Raw genomic sequence first — 19939 nt, 5'->3', positions numbered from 1 at the left:
TCCGTCGCTCGCCTGTCATGTTGCTGAGTTATCAACCATCGTTTCCTGTATCTCCGCCATCGTTGCCAGCTCCAGCGTCTCCGCCACCTGCGTTATCTCCGCCTGCGCCAGCGTCTCCGCCACCAGCATTATCTCCAGCTGATCCATCGTCTCCGCCGCCTGCGCCCTCGTTTCCACCAGAGCCGTCATCGCCAGATCCGTTGCCATCAGGAACTGAGCCATCATTGCCGTTATCTCCAGCACCATTGTCGCCTTCGCCAGCGCCGTTTGCATCACCGGCTCCTGATCCTTCACCTGCATTTGCTGCAGATGTATCGCCACCAGAAGCATCGCCTGCACCGGTGCCATTTCCTGATTCATCGTTATTTCCAGAGCCATCCTCTTCACTACTCATGAGGGATGCGCTGTCAATTGCTTCTTCACTGGATGCACTGCTAGCTGCAGCTCCAGCTTCCTCTATAGAGGCATTGCTTGCTGCCTCATTAGCCTCAAGTTCAAGAGCTTCCTTATATTTCTCTATAAGTTCCTCTTTAAGTCTATCATATTCTTCGTCCGCAAGCTCTTTTACCTTATCATCAATGCGGGCCTTGAGCTCTTCTTCAATAAGGTCGTCCTTAATCTCTTCCTTAAGTTCCTCAAGCTTCTCGTCGTAAAGCTCGTAGATCTTAGCTTCCTTCAGGACTTCCAGATCAAACTCTTTGATCTTATCCAAAGCTTCGTTAATGGAATCCCAGTCATTGAGCTCAGCCTCTGTGTTCCAGGAAACCTCAAAGTATGGAAGATCTGTGATGGCATCCCAGTTAGCCTCATCATTACAATCAGCCTTCAGCTTGAAAGAAAATGATGGGAAAGAAGATCTGTCGTAATCCTCTGCTATCTCACATCTGTACTCGCCAGTCTCCTCGTCCTTGATGTAAACAAAAGCATCATCTGGAGCTGCATCAAGCACAACATTTATCACTGATTCGCCGTAGTTAGTAACAGCGTTTCTAATACCACCTTCATCAGCAAGCGCCACAAACAGTGTAGTCTTGCTGCCATAGAGCATGGACACGCTGTCAACCAGCTCCACGCCTTCACCGCCGGTTACTCTGGCTCTTACTGTGAGAGAAACTGGCACATTACTCATATTGGTAACTGTCAGGTTGTCGCTGGTTCCTGAGAACATGTAAGGTCCTTCAAGGTTCCTAAACAGAACGCCTGCATTCTCTTCAACTCTACCGCCGCCGTACTTAACAGCATCGGTAGCATACAGAAGGCCCATAGGATCTACGATGTAGTTAAATGGGTTCACAGCGCCAACCACAGGAAGCATCACATTGGTGTAATCCACAGGATGATCCTCAACCCACGCGTATTCCTCTTTGATCTGATAATAGTTATCAATCTTGCTTCTGGCTGCCTCATAGCCCTGTGAATCTGGATCCGCAAGCCTCTTATCAATTATCTCATCAAATATGTCCTTGAATTCCTGGCTGTCCTTATTATCCTGATACCAGCTTTCAAGCTCGCTGTCATCGATTGTTGCCGCAAGCTCTCCGATGCTGATCTGCTCTTTTAACTCATTTATGATTTCTTCATCAAAAAGAGATTCCACATCGATTTCTTCTCTCATGGAATCCACATCAATAGTAGACCTAAGCTCTTCCTCATCGATCAGAGCATAGATCCCTTCTTTATCTACTTCAAATTCGCCATCTTCGTTAATCCATACCAGACTCTCGTCAGGTCCTTCTGCAAGAGATAACACTGGATTTACAAAAAGAACCAAAGATAACATTAATGCACTTATACCCATCCATTGGTATTTCATAAAGTGCCTCCTTTTCAAGGAACAACTACATTTATGTGCATATAGTATATCGGCTTTTCGCAGTAAATATTTAGGGTTTAGAGAAATTTAATGAATGAATTTTGGCGTAATCAATCCCCCGATCCGTCAATAATTTTGTGACCGAAGCTGCCGTTCTCACCCTAAAAATCGCGATCACTATATCACAATCATCTGTAACGCTCTGAGCCCTTTTGCAGTACTCATCAAGTGTTATAACGTCCAGTCCTGCTGCCCTTAGTACTGGCGCATTACCATCAATCCAGGCAACAACCTCTGTCTTATCCTTGGCATATCTGTAAACTGCCTTGCCAAACTCTCCTGCGCCATAGATAATGACTCTCTTTGGCATCTTATCCAGGAATGGATAGAGGCCTTCGCAGTTATTCTCAGAGTTTGCCTTTGGGTAAGCTCTGGTAAATAGCTGGTTGATGTAATAGCGGGATATTCCATCTTCAAGAGATTCTGTCATGTCGCTTGGAAGAGATAGTTCTTTTACCTTGCCCATGAGATAATCGCGAAGAATCTGAGCATTCTGGTACTCTTTATCCTCTCCACCACTTCCCATCATGGAATCCTGGTGCTGGCAATAATTGTAGAATGGCAGATCCACGATATAAATGCTCTTCGCTGACAAGATTGCTGGGAATCCGATGGCAACATCCTCTCCAATGGTAATACGTTCATCCGCACCCGCAACAAACCTGGTAATCAAATTTCTTTTCCACAGTTTACAAACAAGATATGGAAGCACAGCCATAGAACAATAATCATCTATGCAAAAAAGCTGTCTCTTTAACTCTTCAATTTTGGAACCGGAATAGAATCCATTTGATGCAAGATTCTGCTCAGTAGAATCCAAGCCATTATCATACCTCTTAACCGCTGTAGCACACACCACATCTGTATCGTACGCATCAGCCAGTTCCAGAAGCTCATCAATTCCGCGTATATCTATATAATCATCACTATCCACAAAGAGAACGTAATCACCAGTAGCCTGTGCAATCCCGCGCTTCCGGGCGCTTACCAGTCCCTGATTCTCTCCGTGAATTACTTTAATCCTGCTATCCTTAGAAGCATATTCGTCCGCAACAGTACCAGAGCCATCTGTCGATCCATCATCCACCACAATGATTTCAAGATCTCTGTAGCTCTGATTCACAATACTATCAAGGCACTTTCCTATGTAATTCCTGGCATTGTACATCGGGACAATAACTGAAATCACTTTATGCTCCTTAATTATCAACAGTCGCAACACTAGCTTTCTTATACTCTGTTCTTGAATTTATTATATCACGCAATCCCTGTTTATCATTAGATTTGCTAATGAACTCCAACACCAATCCCAACTGTGAAACCCATTACCTCAACCCTTCCAGATACTCCACCACATTGATATACCGAATGCCCTCCACCTCAGTGCTCTCGCCGCGGTAGATCACATTTCTGGACACAATATCTCCGTACTGGAACTCTGTCTTGGCGCACATGTCCGCATCAACCAGGTAGCGGTACTGCTCTCCAGTTATCTCTGTGCTGTGCTTGATCTCGTAGAGGTCACAAGTAAGCTCTTTTTCATCCCAGATAACCATGTCATACTCACCCACTGGGAACTGAAGCTTAAACGCCTTCTTCCCGCGAGGTAGGACCTTATTAGTTTCTAAAAGAACTATCTCCTCCAGCATCCGGCCCCTAACCTCCTCAAGGATCCAGTCGCAGGCCTTCTTCCTCTCCTTAGCAGAAAACTTACTAAAAGCCTCATCCTTCATCAAAAGATTAGTCAGAGCCTGAGCCTGGCAATAGCGCATTCCCGGCTGAGAGAATATTATATGCTCGATCCCACTTCTAGAATCTATGGAATAGCTAGGACAATCCACAATCAGATCCAGCATAAACAGATATTCCCTGATCTCGCGAATATGATCTGACATAATTCCTATAGCTATCTCCTCTTTATTGCGAATTTCCAGAATATCCTTAAGTCTCTTGGTAATCGCGGCAACATCTATGTCTCCAAGAATATCCTTAGTCCCGGTCATAGCCGCCTTCTTACGTGACAACTGCCTTGCACTTCCAAGATCATGGGACACGAAATCCCTTGTCAGCACTGACATAAGAAATCTGTGATTCATATCCTCAATGATACGATTTATAGCTCCTGTCAGCTCTCCAGCCTCATACAGCTCCTGAAGGTGCCTGAACTGCCCACCATCCTTGTAATGAAGAAGACTATGCTGAATATTCCTGGAAATGGCAGTATCAATATACTTGCGAGAAGCCTCTTCACTGCTAAAGGACAAGCCCTCATCCCGAAGCAACTCATCTCCCGTCTCTATCTCTGCAGTCTTCAGCGTTCCGCCGTATCGAATATACTCATCCACATCGTGAATCTGCAAAAGCCTGGAGTACTCCCTAAATGGAATAAACGTAGTATGCACCATGTACGCCCTGTCATAGAGCTCATCCCCAAGCGATAACGCAAACCCCAGAGAATCCGTGCCCGACAGTACCAGCTTCATCCCAACCATGCTATACACATCAGATAAAAGAGATGCAGAATCAATGAAATCACTCATCAGCGTGATTTCATCTATGAAGACATACTTAACCCCACGTTTCTCAAGACTCCTAAGATCCGCATTAAGGTCATCCATCGTATCAGTGGGCATTATCTTGATATACGCAGTCTTATCCATTGGCAAAAGAGCTATGGCCTGCATGATCAGCGTTGTCTTGCCAGTCCTTCTAAGTCCATAAACAAGGCACACTCTGCCGTCCGCATCCATATCAAGATATGTCTTAAGGGCTCCAAAACAGCCCCTTGCCTCATATCCATCCACAGCCTTGCACAGTCCAGCCAGCTGTCCGCCCACAATCACATTAGTCCTATAATTCCCAGTTCCATATACAGCCTCAGGCTCCCTGAACGCACTGGCACTAGCACCAGCTCCCACGTTGTCCTCGGCACCTTCCACCAGCTCTTTTAACCGAGTCTGAAGCCCCTCACGCTTCCTGACCATCAAAAGAGTCTGTGCCTCCTCAGAAGCCTTGATGTACCTGCTCTGCTTCTTGCGGTCCTCGTACCATTGCAGATACATCCTCTTCTTACCTCTGATAACCCTATATGTAATATTGCCCTTGGGCAATTCAACTAATTCATCTAATATTGCCTTAAGCTCAGCTTCATTCGAATTCATGACATCCCTCCGCAAACTCATGTTAACACAAAGCAACCCCAAAAGCAATACACAGGGTTGCTTTTGGGGTTGCTTATATTTCCCAATCATTCTTCCAATCATCTACAAATCATGAGTCAGCGCGTTCTTTCCCACTTCATCCCAGCGAGAACGAATCACAATACTTACAATTTCCACAGTACTTCCGCCCTTTGTAAAGTGCCTCTCGCACCTTAGTGAACTTCGTACCGTACCAAACGTCTAGAATCGGCTCTTTTGACAGATCTCCCAGCGTCCATCTGCCAACAGCATCGCTGCAGCAAAGGGACACCTCACCGGTAGGCCGCACAATCATCTGCTTGAAAGGCAGCATACACCGGTCATCCGGGTACTCCACCAGCTCCTTTCTATTCGGCGCATCGCCCCCGCGGGAATTGAGAATCTCCAAAGGTTTTCGAAGCACCACCGTCACCTTCTTATTAAGCTCAAGCTCCGGATGGGCATTGCAATAGTCCACAATCTCTCTGCTGGGCCTGTTAAGCTCGAGATTCTGATTGTAATTATCAATTATCAGCTCATCCAAAAGCGGAATCAGCTCTTTAAACTTCTCAAGCGTGAACAGTGTGCCATTGGAATACATGTGAATACGGGCCTTTGGCAGATGCTCCCTGGCATATCGGCTCAACTCTACAATCCTGTCATCCAGAAGGGGCTCGTTATTAGAAAAAAGCGACAGCCTGCCTGAATACTGCATTTCCTCCAGCTGCCCAATGATTTTCTCAAAGAGCTCCCGGCTCATCACCGCCTTTTTCCTGGGATCGACATTCTTATTCACCGGGCAGAACGAACAGGTCCCATTGCACCTGTTTATGGTCTCAATCTCAATATGATTAAAAAGCGGCTGATTATCGTGGAGCTTTTCCACCATCTTGTTGACCTCAGCCCTTGAATAGGAGAGCTTTTGCGACGATGACCACTCGCATTCCGTCTCAGCCTCCTTGGTCTGCTCATATGGATTCAGAACAAGCTCCTCCGTCTCATACATGCCGTGAACCGGACTTATGAAAAAGACATAATCCTTCACCCCAAGGTCGTCCAGCTGAAGCGCCATGCTCTCCCCATAAAGGCTGGCAATCACCACAGTGTATCCACCCTCAGCCCACAGCTTTGCTGCCTCCTTGGGCGACACTATTTCTTTTCCCTTGCACAGTGTCCCCTGCTTGCTGGCATCGTTATCTATGAAAAGAGCTACCTTCTCAGCGCCATAGTGTTCCAGAGCCTTCTGCCCATAGAAGCCCGCGCCGAAGATTATGAACTTGTTAGTGGTTGTAGTCATGGCAGTTTCCTCGCAAGCTCTTTTAACTCCTTAAGCGCCTCTTTCCTCTTGACCTGCGCCTGTTTGTCGACCCATCCTCCAGCGCAGTGATGCACGCCAAAAGAGCTATCAAGCACTTCCACTTCTCCTGTAAACCAGTTCCTTGGAGAAAAGACGTCCCTAGGAAGAATCGCTACACCATCGCGGTTCTGGTACCTTCCATCTATCTCAAATCCAAGCCCCTCCATGAACTTGTCCATAAGAATCGGCTGAACATCCTTAAGCGTAAGCGAACTTCCTGCCACAAACATCTTTCCATCATAAAGAGCCAGCATCTTAGCCACCATATCAGAGCCCTTTGCAGCGCCAAAAGCCGCAAGTTCCACGTCTCTAATAGGCCCAAATCCCGTTACAAACTCATATCCAAGAAGCTGATCAATTCCCCGTGTCAGCTCCAAATCCATATCAAAATAGAATCCGCCATACTCATACACCGCATCAAGCCTTGCATAGTCCGTCACATAGGCCCATTTTCTGGCTTTGTAGGCCTCGTACATATATGGATTCTTGGTGTAATCGTAGTTATGAGAATTCCACTCTTTTATCTCAAAATCCGGACAGAATCGCCTCCAGCTGTCTATGCACCGCTTCGTCAACTCATCCTTCTCATCATCGCTAAACCAAAAGCAATGGATAATCCTGGGAATCCGAGCCTCCTTAGGCCACGCAACCCCATCACAGGTATCGTCCACCCTGTCCATTATCATAATTGGCAAAAGAAAACATGGCACCTGCTTAAGTGCCTCGATTTCCTGCAACTGCCTCACCATCTCCAGCGCATATCCGTCGGACCCTATCAAAAGAGCTATCTCATTAAGATTGTCCTTAAGTAGATAGTCCAATGCATGTACGGTCTTAACTACGCCGCACAACTCGTAGCCAGTCCCATCCTTTTTGGGATCATTATCCACAACATAATCAACCTTGCTGTCCAGATTCAGCTCTTTATAATTCTCCGCAATTACCTGCATGAAAACAGTAGCGCCAAAGGCAACAAGGCGCTTGAGAGAGGTCATTTCTATGAAGTTTGGGAAGGTGTTAGTTTCAAGAATCATCGCAGCCCCGCCAATTGCAAATGGATTAAGCAATCATTTCAGTTAATTCACAGTTTCAGTGCTGGTAAATCCAAGAATATCATCATATTTCCTGAACATCTCATCCACACTATACTCACTTAGAACTTTATTTCTGTTTTTCTCGATCATGCTTCTATATTCGTCTTGAGACATGCTTTCTAGCACATTTATACATCTCTCGATGCCACATTCATCGCCAACATCAAACAGTAATCTGTCATCTACAACTCCCTCTAGAACACCTATCTTCATAGCAACGACCGGCCTACCAAGCAGATAAGATTCCAAAACAACATTTGGCGTTCCCTCGCACAATGACGGCAATACAATTACATCTGCTTCTTCGTACACCTTAACCATATTATCGACCTGTCCCAGAAATCTTATCTCTTTTTCTAAGGAGTTATCCTCTACAAAATGCCTACACTTCAGAAAATATGCCTTGTTTGAAGGCGTTCCCGCTATATTAACTCGATAGTTCTTTTCTCTATTCCTTGCCACAAACTTAAGTACCCTCATCTGATTCTTGATTCCATCAATCCGCGCAGGTACTAATATATTCTTTATATGTTTGTTATTATTTACTTCAAGCAAAGACTTCTGCGTTATTCCATTATTAACAACAACCGTATCTATTCCAAGTTTCTCTCGTATCCTGTTTGCAGAGTACTCTGAATTGGCTGTAACAAGAAGACATTTTCTAAGGACATCGGCGAAAAATGAATTAATGACAACTTCCACCCCATCGTTTCTTTCCGAATAAATGGCTTTAATATTGAATTTACATAGCGTATCAAAAAAAGCTAAATCCTTTGGAAAATATATTAGACAACAATCATATCTAGTGTTCAGGTTCTTTTTCATCAGAAATGAATAAAAAGATGATTCAGAATTAATCTCATAGAAGCGCACATTTTCATACTCACCTTTTGCTGGCATAACTTTATTATTGCCAAATCGGTGAGTCACAATAACATCAAGCTTATATCCACATTCTTCTGCGTGATCAATGTACATGCCAAACTGGACTTCTGCTCCACCGCTTCTATACTCTGGCATTATGATCATTGCTCTTTTCTCTTTAAAAGACATATCATGCACCAATTATTACATCTTCAATTGAAATAATAGGACAACTTAATTTCTTCTCTAAATCTCTTTTGACGTCATCAAAATAATGGACCGCCGTTACTACAACAACATCAACTGGTGGCAGGTCGTCATATGGCTTGTACACTGTTTTCTCTGAATAGACCATTTCAGCATTTCTATCTATGCCATACTTGACTTCTACATCAGTGTTTTCCAGCTCTCCACACAGTGCTATTCCAAGGTCAGCAAATCCATATATTGCGATGCTCTTATATCCATTCTTGTGAAAAAAGGATATGAGCCTGCGCCCATCCTGGTAATCCTGAATCCACATCATCAGGACCTTTTGAAGTTCTCTGAGCTTAATAACTTCATCCGTCAGTTCACTGTTTCTCTTCTTAAGCCACATATTCTCACGACTCCCAAATCACATCTTCCAAAGAAATAATTGGACAATCCATTTTTTTCTCAAGTTCCGCCTTTATTGAATCAAAATAATGAATCGCTGTAACCACGACCACATCTACCTTTTGAAGATCTTCATCTGGTTTGTAAACATCGGTTGCGACATACAGCTTATCCGCGTCTCTGTCTATTGCATATTTTACTTCCACACCACTATTATTAAGTTCCTCAAGGAGTAGTATTCCCAACTCCTTCATGCCATATATTGCTACAGTCTTATAACCATTCTTTTCAAAATAATTTATAGTGCCTCGTCCTTCATGAAGTATTTTGATCCATCTATTTTGTATCGAATAAAACTCGGCGTTTTTCTTTCTAAAATCCTCCAGTTTTATAATTGCCTTTTTCCTGGCATCGCCTAATGTCTGCTCGCAAATAATAAATCCAATTACAATTCCAACAAGCAAAACGCCAATAATAATTATTATCTTCATTTTCTAACCCCCAATGTGTCATCCCACATTGCAATCACATTTTTTTCACTGTAGAAATCTGATCTTTCCAAGGATCTATCGCCATATCTTTTATTTAACTCTTCATCCGTCACTACGTTGAATATTGCTTCACCTAATAATTCTTCGTTTTTCTCCAGATCATTGCCTCTTGGTGCTTTACCCTCTATATATGGAGTCATGACACCATACTCAAATTCTTCTATCCCATTAACTTCCTTGTTCTTACCTATTATTTCAGCGCAGCCACCAGGCAAATCAGTGGAAATAACTGGAACTCCATAGGCCATAGCCTCTACAATAACATTTGGAAAACCCTCAACTCTTGAAGCTAGAACAAATGCCTTTGCCCTTTCCAAATAGAATCCCACTTCATTTGTAAATCCTGCAAAGAAAACAGCTTCACTTACTCCAAGTTTTTCACTGATCATCTTTAAGTAGTCTTTTGCTGGGCCATCTCCCAGAACAACCAGACGCAAGTCTTTATCCATTTTATATGCATATGAAAAAGCCCTGATGATTCTATCCTGCTGTTTAACAGCTTCTAATCGTCCTATTGTGACTACAGCTTTGCTGCCAAAACTCCATTCCAGCGCTTTTATGTCATTATTTCTCTTTATAGCGGGATTGGGTATTGTTACTACCTTTTTTTCAGGTAAGCCATAATTACTTACAAGGTCTTTTTTTACCCAATCAGAAACAGCAACCATTTTGTCAGAATGCTTGCAGCTATACCTTATAAGCCTTCTGTCATAGTGAATTCCTTTAAACTCCGTCCTTAACGAAAGCGTCGTTCTAATACTTGTTATTACGCGTTCGCTTCCTCTGGAAAAAACATTCAGTAAGTTGCTCCATTCCATAAAAGAAACCGAAACATCTATGCGATACCGTTTCTTTAATTCTTTTACTTTTTTAGCACCTTTCAAAAGATCTAATAATTCATTGAAACCTGTAGAGGGAGTATAATCCGCATCAACATAGACCACTTCACCAGTTACTTCATAAACGTTTCGAAATGATCTATCTGTAAGAAAGTAATAGACATTATTTCCGCTTTGGCTATACCATTTTCCTAATAATTGCGCTATTCTTTCCGCTCCACCCTGCGCTAAATGCGGAATTATGATCGCTAAATTCATATATTCCTCTTTTCAGACTGATATTTGTCTGGCAAATGCGGTCAATCCAGAGCCCTTGTAGCCAAGCTCCTTTGCATACAAAAACAGTTCTTCTATATCTCTGTATAGAAGATCTATCATGCCTTTGTTCCTAAAAATCGGATTAGTCCCATAATCAAGTTCTGAAGAATGTAGCATGAATTCCACATGCTTTCCTTCTGCAGCTCTTTTCCTTACTATTTCCTTTAGGGCCGGAAGATTATTCCCTTTAGGCCTGAGCCACTGGATTGAATTTCGTTTCCCTATTTTTTCTATTGTAGTTGGAACCTCAATCAGATACGCTTGGGGATCTTCTTTATACCTCTTACTAGTTAGTTTATATGGCTCATTATTGTGCTTTTCGTAATTAGGCCCTCCGCTGCCCCATGTATATCCACTCACTTTTTCCCAATTCATATACGGAGTACAAGTACAATCTACAATATAATTTAATCTAACCAGTTCTTCGACTATTACATCATTTAGGCACCATCTGCCTCCGCGATGTGAAGTTATAGGAACGCCAAACGTATCTCCCAATAGCCCTGTAATATTCTCAAGCTTTCTCCTTATTACCCACCGCGGATATTCGCTCAAATATGGTTTGCCTTTTTCTCCAAGCTTAGGCACCAGAGGGTAATATGGCGGCTGATTCCACGCATGAATATGTGCACCAATTTCCAATTTGTTTCGGGAAAGACCATTTCTTCCAAGCTCCACAAACGCATCAGACTTGGCCATTTCATAATTAGTCAGGTACGTTGGAATAAAATCAAAGCTTTCGCACATATCTTGAAATCTAAACAGGTGCGATGCATGCTTTGTTGTGACCTTCGAATTAACAGTTGTTTCCCAAATGTTATCTCCTTCTGTATCTATTGTTATCAGGAAAAATAGTTCACTCATATTGATATCCCATTAAATCCTATTGTCTTCAAGTAATACCGAAAAAATACCATCCATATATTCAGATTGATTCTTATATAGTTCTGTCAAAGGTTCTCTTTCAAGAAGATATTTCCAAATAGTAAGATGCTTTTTTGTGTATTCTTCCCACGTCTGATTCTCAACAGCATTTCTACGCATTTTTCTCTTGTTCTGAAGATCAAGAAAAGCTGCCCTGAATTCTTCAATAGTCTCACATGGATAGTCAATATCTACGCCCATTTCAAGATGATAGCCCTGCGGAGTAACAATTGTGCCTGCCCCCGCATATAAAGCATCTTGAAATCCCATGGTTCCTTCATCAAAGCCCATGTACATGAAATAATCTATTTTTGACATTAAATCTGTATATTTTTCAAGGTCAAAATCCGGGAACAGCTCAACACCGAAGCCTTTTTTTCTCATTTCTTCTGCAACTTGCTCCCAACCTGCTCCCATTATCTTGAATTCAAAATAATCTGGATCAACTCCTTCTAACACGTCAAGAATCGCTGTAGCTCTTTTTCTTAGATCATCTTTATCATGGCATTTGTGAGTAATGCCTATAACATACTTGTGCGGTTTGATTAAATGATCATGGGCCGGATTGACATAGCAAAGTTTATCCCTCGGAATGCCGTAGCTTACAAGCATGTTCATCGTGTACTTAGACATGCATATTCCCATCCCTGCTGTCTTTAGTTGCTTCCTGATCATTGCAACCTTTTTGGATGTGTCTACATGAGTGATCATTAAGGTATCATTTGGACGTGCTTTATGCGTAGCAAATGGAATATGGTGATTTATATCCGCATTCTCATCCACATCTTCTGATATTTTCACATTGACTCCAAGCTTTTTTAACTCTTCCTCCATCTTTATGGCAAATTTTCTAAATATCCAGCCAGAGTCAGTACAGATAATATTCACATTTAATGCCTCTTTGGTTGGCTTTACCTTGTATGATTTGGCGCTACCCCAGCAGTTATCTATAAAAGCCACATTATTAAAAAAGTGAAAAACATTTCCATTTACGCCTGCTTCAATAAAATCGTTGCAAACAGCATCAAATACATCTCCGTTAACAATGCAGACAATGATATTTACTGGTTCATTTAGCGATTTCAATTCTTGTATATCTTTTATCTTATCTTCACCGATCTGGCCAATTGAAGCTGCATTTTTGTCATAAACCGCATCATACCCAGGAAGCTTGTTTCTATTGGAAACAAAGCCATCTCCAGCGCCGTATATCACTGTTTTCCAGTTATTGTCCTTAGCAATTTCATAGTAATCATCTGCAAATCTGGCGATACTTAACATAGTTTTTCCTCTTATGAAAAGATCTTTCTAACTACTCCGATAACTGTCTCAAGCTGTTCATCTGTGATTGCCAATCCGCTAGGCAGATACAACCCCTTCCTTGCCAGGCGTTCAGCATTTGGATAAGTCTCTTCTTTAAACAGCCCCATTTCCTGATATACAGGCTGTTCATGCATGCACCAAAAGAAAGTGCGACTTCCGATTTCATTTTCTGCAAGTTTCTTTTGTAGCTCTTTGTTGTCCATCGGAACGTCATCGCTGATTACGATTCCGTATACCCAATAGATATTGTCGGCATAATCGGTGCGGGCTAGTGGAAGGCTTATATCACTAATGTCGCGAAGCCCCTCTGTGTAGCGCTTACCGATCTGTCTTTTCTTAATCACAAACTCATCCAGTCTTTCTAGCTGGGCAAGACCTACTGCTGCCTGAAGATTGGTAAATCTATAGTTGCCGCTAAGCTCCTCGTGAACATATCTGGCGCTTCTCTGGAAGCAGAGATTCCTGAGAGATCTGCATTTCTCTGCCAATTCGTCATCATCCGTAACCACCATTCCGCCTTCGCCTGTGGTTACATGTTTATTGGGGTAAAAACTGAAAATACTGATATCTCCAAAGCTGCCGCAGGGCCTTCCTTTGTAGGTCTGGCCGTGCATTTCTGCGGCATCTTCTATAATCCTTAGATTGTGCTTTCTTGCGATTTCCAGCACAGGATCCATATCCACTGGCAGTCCGTAGATGTGAACCACCATAATCGCCTTAGTCTTCGGCGTAATCTTTGCCTCTATATCCTCTACCTTCATGTTGAAGGTCTTATCGTCACTGTCCACCAGCACAGGAATTGCTCCCACCTGAGTCACCGCGTAGGCACAGGAAATAATGGTAAAAGTGGGCATGATAACTTCATCGCCCTCTTTGAGCTTAAGCGCACGGACTGCTATCTCAAGAGCTGCTGTTCCGTTAGTAACTGCAATTCCATGTTTTCTCGATACTCTGGCCGCCATCTTTTCCTCAAACTCGCGGACAAAGGGCCCTTCAGATGAAATCCAGCCAGTATCTATGCATTCACAGAGATATTTCTTTTCATTGCCATTAAGTAAAGGCTCGTTAACAGGAATAAATGCCATGTCAGTTGTCTCCACCAAGCACTACATCGTCGTCAGCAACAGATTCAAACCTTATCTTATCCGCATCTCCAGCGTAAGGTCCCTGTTTGATTTCAAGCATCTCAACCTCTTCCAGAACCTTAAATCCATGTCCGCCAGAAACCAGCAAAATCACATCGCCGCCCTCAAGGACTCTGCTCTCTAGGTAGTCTTTGTAGGCATCGTAGAAATCCACTCGAAGCTTCCCCTTCTTAAGCACCAGAACCTCCTGGGTCATCACAACATTCCTGTGAACAATATTGTGAACATGGGCATCGATCACCTTTCCCGTAGGATGATGCATGTAGGCCAGCTGCTGGGAGTACTCCCCTGGCGTAATGAAATTAATGCCATCGCAAGAATAGCCAGATCTAATGATGATAGCAAGCAAGGTGTCTTTTTTTCTGATTTCTTCGATAGTACTCATGGGCATCCTCCTACTATTAGTCTATATCAACAAACAAGTTCTCAATGCTAATTATTGGACAAGTCATCTTTGAACCAAGTTCTTCAGCAATCTCGCCAAAATAATGAATTGCTGTTACCACCACTACATCCACGTCTTCGAGCTTATCTTCTGGTGATACCACTGTCAGTCCTTCCACCGATACGCTCTTGTTCTTATCAATGCCATACCTTACATCAATGCCTTGTTGTTCCAACTCTTTAAAAAGAGCTATGCCAAGCTCTTTTATCCCATAAATCGCCACTTTTTCATATCCATGGCTTCTAAAATAGTCAGATATCTTCTTTCCTGATAGTTTTGAATCAAGCCATTGATTCCAAATCCGGTTAAACTCTATCAGTTTTTCTTTTTCATCCTTTAGTTTATTTAGTTCTTTTCTATCGTCACATATTGACGCTTCTCTTAGCGCCACTACTATAATGGCGACTAAACTAGCAACAAAAAGGATAAATCGTCTTATCGCTTTCATATATTGGATGCTCCTACTATTTGTACCTAAGCTTAAATTCCAATCTCATAAATCCGATCATAACTTTTCTGAATAATTCATCACCACTTCTAAGATGGTATAAACTATGAAGCCCGTGATATACAAACTTATCAACTCTATTAACGGCTCTGTCATCCATTCCCGATAAGTAATATTCAACTATATCAATGCCGTCGATTCCACTTATCAGGTTCATGTTCTTTAATACAACATATCGAAATCCATCAGTATTTCTCTTTGTATCCTTAGATATAGTTGCACCGGAATGCATGTGATATTTATATATTGGCCTAGAATCAAAGATAAAGTCTGTTTCTCCGGCTATCCTCAGCTTTGTATCAACTTCTTGATAAGCTGGAACTTTCGAGTCCAAATAACCTATATGTACCAAAACATCTTTTTTAACCAATATTGTAGGGAAGCCCACTTCAGAACAAAAGATATCCTTTAATGAATATATTTCCTTGTCAAATGAGCCGCCTTTGCGATAGCGGACTGCATTGCCTATGGCTGTATATCCATTTCCAAATACCGCTTTGCACTGAGGATTCTTCCTTAACAATTCAATTTGAATCGCCTGTTTTTTCGGCAGCCACTCATCATCGGAATCTAGAAAGCCAATCCAATTGCCCTTGGCATTCTTAATTCCGACATTCCTTGCTTCCTGAGCACCTTTATTTTCTTTCTGAACATAGAGTCTAAGAGAGTCAAATTCCTGTTGAAGGTGCTCTACAATCTGGACAGTATTATCCGTAGAGGCATCATCAACGACAATTACCTCTAGTGGCGGAACTGTCTGTGAATAGACCGATCTTATAGCTCTTTCTATTGTTTTGCTCCTGTTATAGGCAGGGATAACAACGGAAACATCAATATCCATAAAGTGGCGCCTTTTCATTCTCGTATAAATCTATTATCTTTACCTTTTCTCCTGCATATTTCATCAGATTCAAAAGCATCTCATTATGATGCACCCAGGATGAAATGATCACATAATCTGTATCTACTGGAATTTCCTTGACATTAAAGATCTTTTTATCCAGAATCCCAACTTCTCCACTATACCTATTACTATCAACAAAAAAGATATTTGCCTCGATTTCTTTATGTTTGGAACATTCTTCTATTAGTTGGCTGGTATGAACTCCCATACCATAAATGCCTATGTTTAAGTTCGCATCACAAAGTGGGAGCTGAAGTGCAATATCTTCCCTTTTCCTCTGCATTTCGAGAGCTATTCGGTCCTCAAATTCACTCTCATCCCTGCATCCAAGCACCATCTTGGTATTATCTATATTACGTCGTGATAGCTCGACACCCTCTTGTTTAAAGAGTTTCAAGCATTTTTCGGTAGTAAATAGTCCAGAATAAGTAATGGTTTCAGGAGAATCGATCATATAGCCCATCATTCGATTGAGTGTTTTCTGGGCAAAAGAAATATCTCCATTGCTTTGATGACATTTCCCGATAATGATATCTATTCCAAAGGATAGATATCTGCATAAGGCGTTATAATACTTAACGGTACTGTTTGCTCCACCTGGAGTGTTCTTTTCGATGAAATCCATGCACTCTTCATACGCAGAACAAATGCCATCATAATGTCTATGATCTACCTTTATTGTAGTTATAGAATTATCTCTGACTCTTCTAACGTACAGTTTCTGAGGAATATACAACACTTCTCTAGCTAAAAGAGTCGTCTTAAAACTGAATGCATTATCTTCATGTAGCTTACCTAAAGTAAATTCAAATTGATTGGATTTCAAAAAAGAAGTTTTATACAAGCACAAGCATGAGGACACTGTCATTTTTCCCATATACCAATCCGAAAAGAATTCCAGCCCGCTTAATACCTTATGAGGTACTTTACTTGATCGATCGTACTCATTATCTGGATATGGATCAGATGTTTCATTTTTAACCAGCGCATCGTACATGAACAATTCAACATCAGGATTATCCTGTACATGTCCCTTTAGGCACTCTATAGCCCCATCCACTAGCATGTCATCAGAATCAAGAAACATGAGATATGTACCGCTTACAGCCTTCATACCAGTATTTCTCGCGCCACTAAGTCCCTGATTCTCCTGATGAATAAGTGTAATACTCAATTCTGGATGCTCTTCTCTTATCCTTTTGCATAAGGGCACACTTCCATCAGTAGAGCCATCATCAACAATAATGCACTCTACCTGATCATCCATCTGACAAGCAACGCTATTTACACATTGCTCAACATACTGTTCCGTATTATATACAGGAATTATCACGCTAATTAGTGGTTTCATTGTCATTTATCTAAGCCTAGTTAACGACAGTGTCATATACTATATTTTATCACATAAACGCACGAATAATAAAACAGCGGCTACAACAATTATTGTTGTAGCCGCAATACATGCACTTTATTAAATTGAATCTGCAGTATTATCAACACTAATTCTTTCAACATGCTCAAATCCAAGTTCCTTGGCATGTTTATACATTTCTTCCCCCACACCATCGTACGGAGTGACAACAATATATATATATCGCTTTTGTTCTAGATAATCATCAATAGCCTTTATTTCTATCCCATCCAAATAGTCTTCAGCACCTTTATTTGTCACAGCGATTCCGCCTATCAACTCTTTTTTATCTTCGTACTTCTTTATCAATCTTTTTGTATTATAGCCTGCGCCATAAATAACAAGAGGCTCCCCAGAATTAAAAATACTATCCATTCTAGAAGTCTCATTAGTTATTTCTTCTGTTGCTTTGGACGCCAGCTCATATGTATTGGACCAATCTGCTTGTTTCATAATTTGCATAATCTGTTCAAGCAGTTTTCTCCATTTTGGGTTTCCAATGGTCCATCTATAAAAAGAAAAAAACATTCTTTTATACTCTTTGAAGACATTTTCTTCATACATTCTTCTCATATTATGACTAATCAAAAACTCTACGGTGTCCCTAAAAGCACCCATAATATCAAACCAAGTTTCCTCGTCATAAACGGCTGGCCTATGATTAAATCTATACTCATAAACAGGATAATCAAGCTCATATAATTTGCCTGCAGCAAAAAGTGCCCTCAATGTCAGAGCCTGGTCTCCATAGCGTCTGTAAAGTCCATGCTTTACATTGTTATCTTTCATCATTTTTGTATTATAAAGATAACGTGTATGCCCATATAAATAATGATAGTCATCTACTTTTATAAACTGATTCCTCGAATGATTATCATCGCCATCGCCAGCTTTATAACCGCATTTTATTTGTCCGTCCTTCTGATCAAATAAAAGAATGTTCCCCCCGCACAAAAGCGCCCCATTAGCAGTCGCAGTATTATACAATCTTTCAAGGCAATCTTTCCTGGGATACTTGTCATCAGCGTCCATGAATACCAGGTATTCACCATTTACAAGATCCAATGCTTCATTGATTGAAGCCGCCTGCCCAATGTTTTCCTGATTAATAACCACCATGTTACTATAATTCTTTTCATATCCACAAAGAATATCGCAGGTACTGTCAGTTGATCCATCATTAACCACTATTATCTCAATAGGTGTCAGTGTTTGGGAAATGACGCTATCCAAACAGTCCTCTAAGTATTTATCTTCATTGTAAGTTGTAATAATGACACTAACCTTATAAGAATCACTCATAGATAGTAGCAGCCTTTCTCTAAATGGATAGCTCTTGCATCATAAAGATATAGGTTCTCTCCAAATAATTCTTTCTTTTTTAATGCCTAATCCTTCTAATTCCTTAAAAATCTCACATGCAACTTCCTTAGAATTAATCGCCAGTACAACGTAGTCATATTCGATATATTTAATATAATCCGGAGTGTGGACAATTCCCCAAATAAAAGAAATATCACCTGCCTTTTTATCAACTATTCCAACAAGTTCTATATCTTTATTTCGGGCCATAGACTCATAATAATCTGTTCCGACATTTCCTGCCCCATATATTAAAACTTTTTTTCTTCTGAGCAGTTCAGGCTCCGGAAAATAATAATTGGGTAAAAAGAGCTGTCCTTCACATTCGTAATTTAGAAGATAAAAAGCTCTTCGTTTAATAACCTTCCAGAAAATAGTATTATCTATAACTTCGTGAAACTCATCGAATATGTTCAAGAGATATGCAGATAATCGGCTCTCCACCTCAATATAGTCATTATGTTTCCGGTGTGACACGGTATTTTTACGAACCATATAATGGTAATATGCCTTATCAACTGTCTTAAAACCATTACAAAATAAAAGAGAATAAAACATGCATAGATAGTCTTCACCATACCAGATATTATCTGGCATTTTTTCAAAGCACCGGGTAATGAATTCGCGTCTGTAAATCTTGCTCCATAAAGACATAGGTATTCTATACTCATGTTTGGGAGACAAAAGATAGTTTGAAATAATACTTTTTCTATCTTCTGCATTCTTTATACAAATACTATTATTCTCTGGAATATAACTATGGACATCACCATTTTCATTGTGAATAGCTCCAAAGACGACAAAATCAAGACTTTCATCATCAAACTGTTCAATCAGATTGGTAATCATATCTGGTTCGATCCAGTCATCAGAATCCACAAAACAGACATACTGACCTTTTGCTTTTGACAGGCCAGTCCTTCTAGAAATAACAGTTCCAGAATTAGGTATATGATACGCCTCAACTCTGGAATCTTTTTGAGCATACTCATCACAGACGGCTCCAGAACCATCTGAAGAGCCATCGTCAACAATAATAACCTGCATATCTGTATAAGTTTGGCCAAGAACACTGTCCAAGCACTTATTCAGATATGGTTTGGAATTGTACACAGGAATGATTACAGATATCATATTTTTTTCATCTTTCGCGCTATTTTGTTAACTATATTTTATCACACAAATAAGCGTATATTAAAACAGCTATTGCACCTTTACCAGTACAATAGCTGAAAGCAACACAAT

The 19939-nt window shown here is 41.1% G+C and carries 18 protein-coding genes; all 18 read right to left on the bottom strand.

What is annotated here, in order from left to right:
• Positions 1 to 31: 31 nt before the first annotated feature.
• On the bottom strand, positions 32 to 1813 hold the full coding sequence (locus T541_RS20445) for a hypothetical protein (RefSeq protein ID WP_051538023.1): 1782 nt from the start codon (positions 1811 to 1813) through the stop codon (positions 32 to 34).
• A 70-nt stretch (positions 1814 to 1883) separates the two neighbouring features.
• A complete protein-coding gene (locus tag T541_RS20440; RefSeq protein WP_155839439.1) occupies positions 1884 to 3062 on the bottom strand; it encodes a glycosyltransferase in 1179 nt (392 codons plus the stop codon).
• A gap of 136 nt (positions 3063 to 3198) precedes the next feature.
• The gene (locus tag T541_RS0101295) at positions 3199 to 5034 is read right to left on the bottom strand and encodes an AAA family ATPase (protein ID WP_026650999.1); all 1836 of its coding nucleotides are present in this window, start codon (positions 5032 to 5034) and stop codon (positions 3199 to 3201) included.
• Between the two features lie 136 nt (positions 5035 to 5170).
• Positions 5171 to 6349 (bottom strand): radical SAM/SPASM domain-containing protein, encoded by a 1179-nt coding sequence (locus tag T541_RS0101290; protein ID WP_026650998.1) that lies wholly within the window; start codon positions 6347 to 6349, stop codon positions 5171 to 5173.
• Entirely contained in the window at positions 6346 to 7443 is a 1098-nt protein-coding gene (locus T541_RS0101285; protein ID WP_026650997.1) for a glycosyltransferase family 32 protein, read from the bottom strand. The genes T541_RS0101290 and T541_RS0101285 overlap by 4 nt, the downstream gene beginning before the upstream one ends.
• Before the next feature lie 42 nt (positions 7444 to 7485).
• Entirely contained in the window at positions 7486 to 8556 is a 1071-nt protein-coding gene (locus T541_RS0101280; RefSeq protein ID WP_081779809.1) for a glycosyltransferase family 4 protein, read from the bottom strand.
• A 1-nt stretch (position 8557) separates the two neighbouring features.
• Positions 8558 to 8965: a hypothetical protein gene (locus T541_RS0101275; protein ID WP_026650995.1), complete on the bottom strand. Its 408-nt coding sequence runs from the start codon at positions 8963 to 8965 to the stop codon at positions 8558 to 8560.
• Between the two features lie 4 nt (positions 8966 to 8969).
• Positions 8970 to 9455, bottom strand: coding sequence for a hypothetical protein (locus tag T541_RS0101270; protein WP_026650994.1), 486 nt, complete (start codon positions 9453 to 9455; stop codon positions 8970 to 8972).
• Complete coding sequence (locus T541_RS0101265) at positions 9452 to 10612, bottom strand: glycosyltransferase (RefSeq protein ID WP_026650993.1); 1161 nt, start codon at positions 10610 to 10612, stop codon at positions 9452 to 9454. The genes T541_RS0101270 and T541_RS0101265 overlap by 4 nt, the downstream gene beginning before the upstream one ends.
• A 12-nt stretch (positions 10613 to 10624) precedes the next feature.
• The gene (locus tag T541_RS0101260) at positions 10625 to 11536 is read right to left on the bottom strand and encodes a hypothetical protein (RefSeq protein WP_026650992.1); all 912 of its coding nucleotides are present in this window, start codon (positions 11534 to 11536) and stop codon (positions 10625 to 10627) included.
• Between the two features lie 12 nt (positions 11537 to 11548).
• Positions 11549 to 12877: a hypothetical protein gene (locus T541_RS0101255; protein ID WP_026650991.1), complete on the bottom strand. Its 1329-nt coding sequence runs from the start codon at positions 12875 to 12877 to the stop codon at positions 11549 to 11551.
• A gap of 11 nt (positions 12878 to 12888) precedes the next feature.
• A complete protein-coding gene (locus T541_RS0101250) occupies positions 12889 to 14004 on the bottom strand; it encodes a DegT/DnrJ/EryC1/StrS family aminotransferase (protein ID WP_026650990.1) in 1116 nt (371 codons plus the stop codon).
• Position 14005: 1 nt separating this feature from the next.
• Positions 14006 to 14449, bottom strand: coding sequence for a hypothetical protein (locus tag T541_RS0101245; RefSeq protein WP_026650989.1), 444 nt, complete (start codon positions 14447 to 14449; stop codon positions 14006 to 14008).
• A 16-nt stretch (positions 14450 to 14465) separates the two neighbouring features.
• On the bottom strand, positions 14466 to 14957 hold the full coding sequence (locus T541_RS0101240; RefSeq protein WP_034465539.1) for a hypothetical protein: 492 nt from the start codon (positions 14955 to 14957) through the stop codon (positions 14466 to 14468).
• A gap of 16 nt (positions 14958 to 14973) precedes the next feature.
• The gene (locus T541_RS20435; RefSeq protein ID WP_197025094.1) at positions 14974 to 15858 is read right to left on the bottom strand and encodes a glycosyltransferase family 2 protein; all 885 of its coding nucleotides are present in this window, start codon (positions 15856 to 15858) and stop codon (positions 14974 to 14976) included.
• A complete protein-coding gene (locus T541_RS0101230; protein ID WP_026650987.1) occupies positions 15848 to 17272 on the bottom strand; it encodes a glycosyltransferase family 2 protein in 1425 nt (474 codons plus the stop codon). Before T541_RS0101230 ends, T541_RS20435 begins: the two co-directional genes overlap by 11 nt.
• A gap of 120 nt (positions 17273 to 17392) precedes the next feature.
• Positions 17393 to 18634: a glycosyltransferase family 2 protein gene (locus T541_RS20430; protein WP_051538020.1), complete on the bottom strand. Its 1242-nt coding sequence runs from the start codon at positions 18632 to 18634 to the stop codon at positions 17393 to 17395.
• 39 nt (positions 18635 to 18673) lie between these two features.
• Positions 18674 to 19828 carry a glycosyltransferase gene (locus tag T541_RS0101220; RefSeq protein ID WP_026650986.1) on the bottom strand — a complete coding sequence of 385 codons (1155 nt, stop codon included), beginning with the start codon at positions 19826 to 19828 and terminating at the stop codon, positions 18674 to 18676.
• Positions 19829 to 19939 lie beyond the last annotated feature (111 nt).

This window comes from Butyrivibrio proteoclasticus P6B7 (genome assembly GCF_000622085.1).
Lineage (GTDB): Bacteria > Bacillota > Clostridia > Lachnospirales > Lachnospiraceae > Butyrivibrio > Butyrivibrio proteoclasticus_A.
This window is presented reverse-complemented; position numbering and strand designations above follow the sequence as displayed.

Bases quoted from the DNA above. Each gene is read 5' to 3' on its own strand.
- T541_RS20445 (WP_051538023.1), bottom strand. From the start codon at position 1,813: ATGAAATACCAATGGATGGGTATAAGTGCATTAATGTTATCTTTGGTT.
- T541_RS0101295 (WP_026650999.1), bottom strand. From the start codon at position 5,034: ATGAATTCGAATGAAGCTGAGCTTAAGGCAATATTAGATGAATTAGTT.
- T541_RS0101290 (WP_026650998.1), bottom strand. From the start codon at position 6,349: ATGACTACAACCACTAACAAGTTCATAATCTTCGGCGCGGGCTTCTAT.
- T541_RS0101285 (WP_026650997.1), bottom strand. From the start codon at position 7,443: ATGATTCTTGAAACTAACACCTTCCCAAACTTCATAGAAATGACCTCT.
- T541_RS0101280 (WP_081779809.1), bottom strand. From the start codon at position 8,556: ATGTCTTTTAAAGAGAAAAGAGCAATGATCATAATGCCAGAGTATAGA.
- T541_RS0101275 (WP_026650995.1), bottom strand. From the start codon at position 8,965: ATGTGGCTTAAGAAGAGAAACAGTGAACTGACGGATGAAGTTATTAAG.
- T541_RS0101270 (WP_026650994.1), bottom strand. From the start codon at position 9,455: ATGAAGATAATAATTATTATTGGCGTTTTGCTTGTTGGAATTGTAATT.
- T541_RS0101265 (WP_026650993.1), bottom strand. From the start codon at position 10,612: ATGAATTTAGCGATCATAATTCCGCATTTAGCGCAGGGTGGAGCGGAA.
- T541_RS0101260 (WP_026650992.1), bottom strand. From the start codon at position 11,536: ATGAGTGAACTATTTTTCCTGATAACAATAGATACAGAAGGAGATAAC.
- T541_RS0101255 (WP_026650991.1), bottom strand. From the start codon at position 12,877: ATGTTAAGTATCGCCAGATTTGCAGATGATTACTATGAAATTGCTAAG.
- T541_RS0101250 (WP_026650990.1), bottom strand. From the start codon at position 14,004: ATGGCATTTATTCCTGTTAACGAGCCTTTACTTAATGGCAATGAAAAG.
- T541_RS0101245 (WP_026650989.1), bottom strand. From the start codon at position 14,449: ATGAGTACTATCGAAGAAATCAGAAAAAAAGACACCTTGCTTGCTATC.
- T541_RS0101240 (WP_034465539.1), bottom strand. From the start codon at position 14,957: ATGAAAGCGATAAGACGATTTATCCTTTTTGTTGCTAGTTTAGTCGCC.
- T541_RS20435 (WP_197025094.1), bottom strand. From the start codon at position 15,858: ATGGATATTGATGTTTCCGTTGTTATCCCTGCCTATAACAGGAGCAAA.
- T541_RS0101230 (WP_026650987.1), bottom strand. From the start codon at position 17,272: ATGAAACCACTAATTAGCGTGATAATTCCTGTATATAATACGGAACAG.
- T541_RS20430 (WP_051538020.1), bottom strand. From the start codon at position 18,634: ATGAGTGATTCTTATAAGGTTAGTGTCATTATTACAACTTACAATGAA.
- T541_RS0101220 (WP_026650986.1), bottom strand. From the start codon at position 19,828: ATGATATCTGTAATCATTCCTGTGTACAATTCCAAACCATATCTGAAT.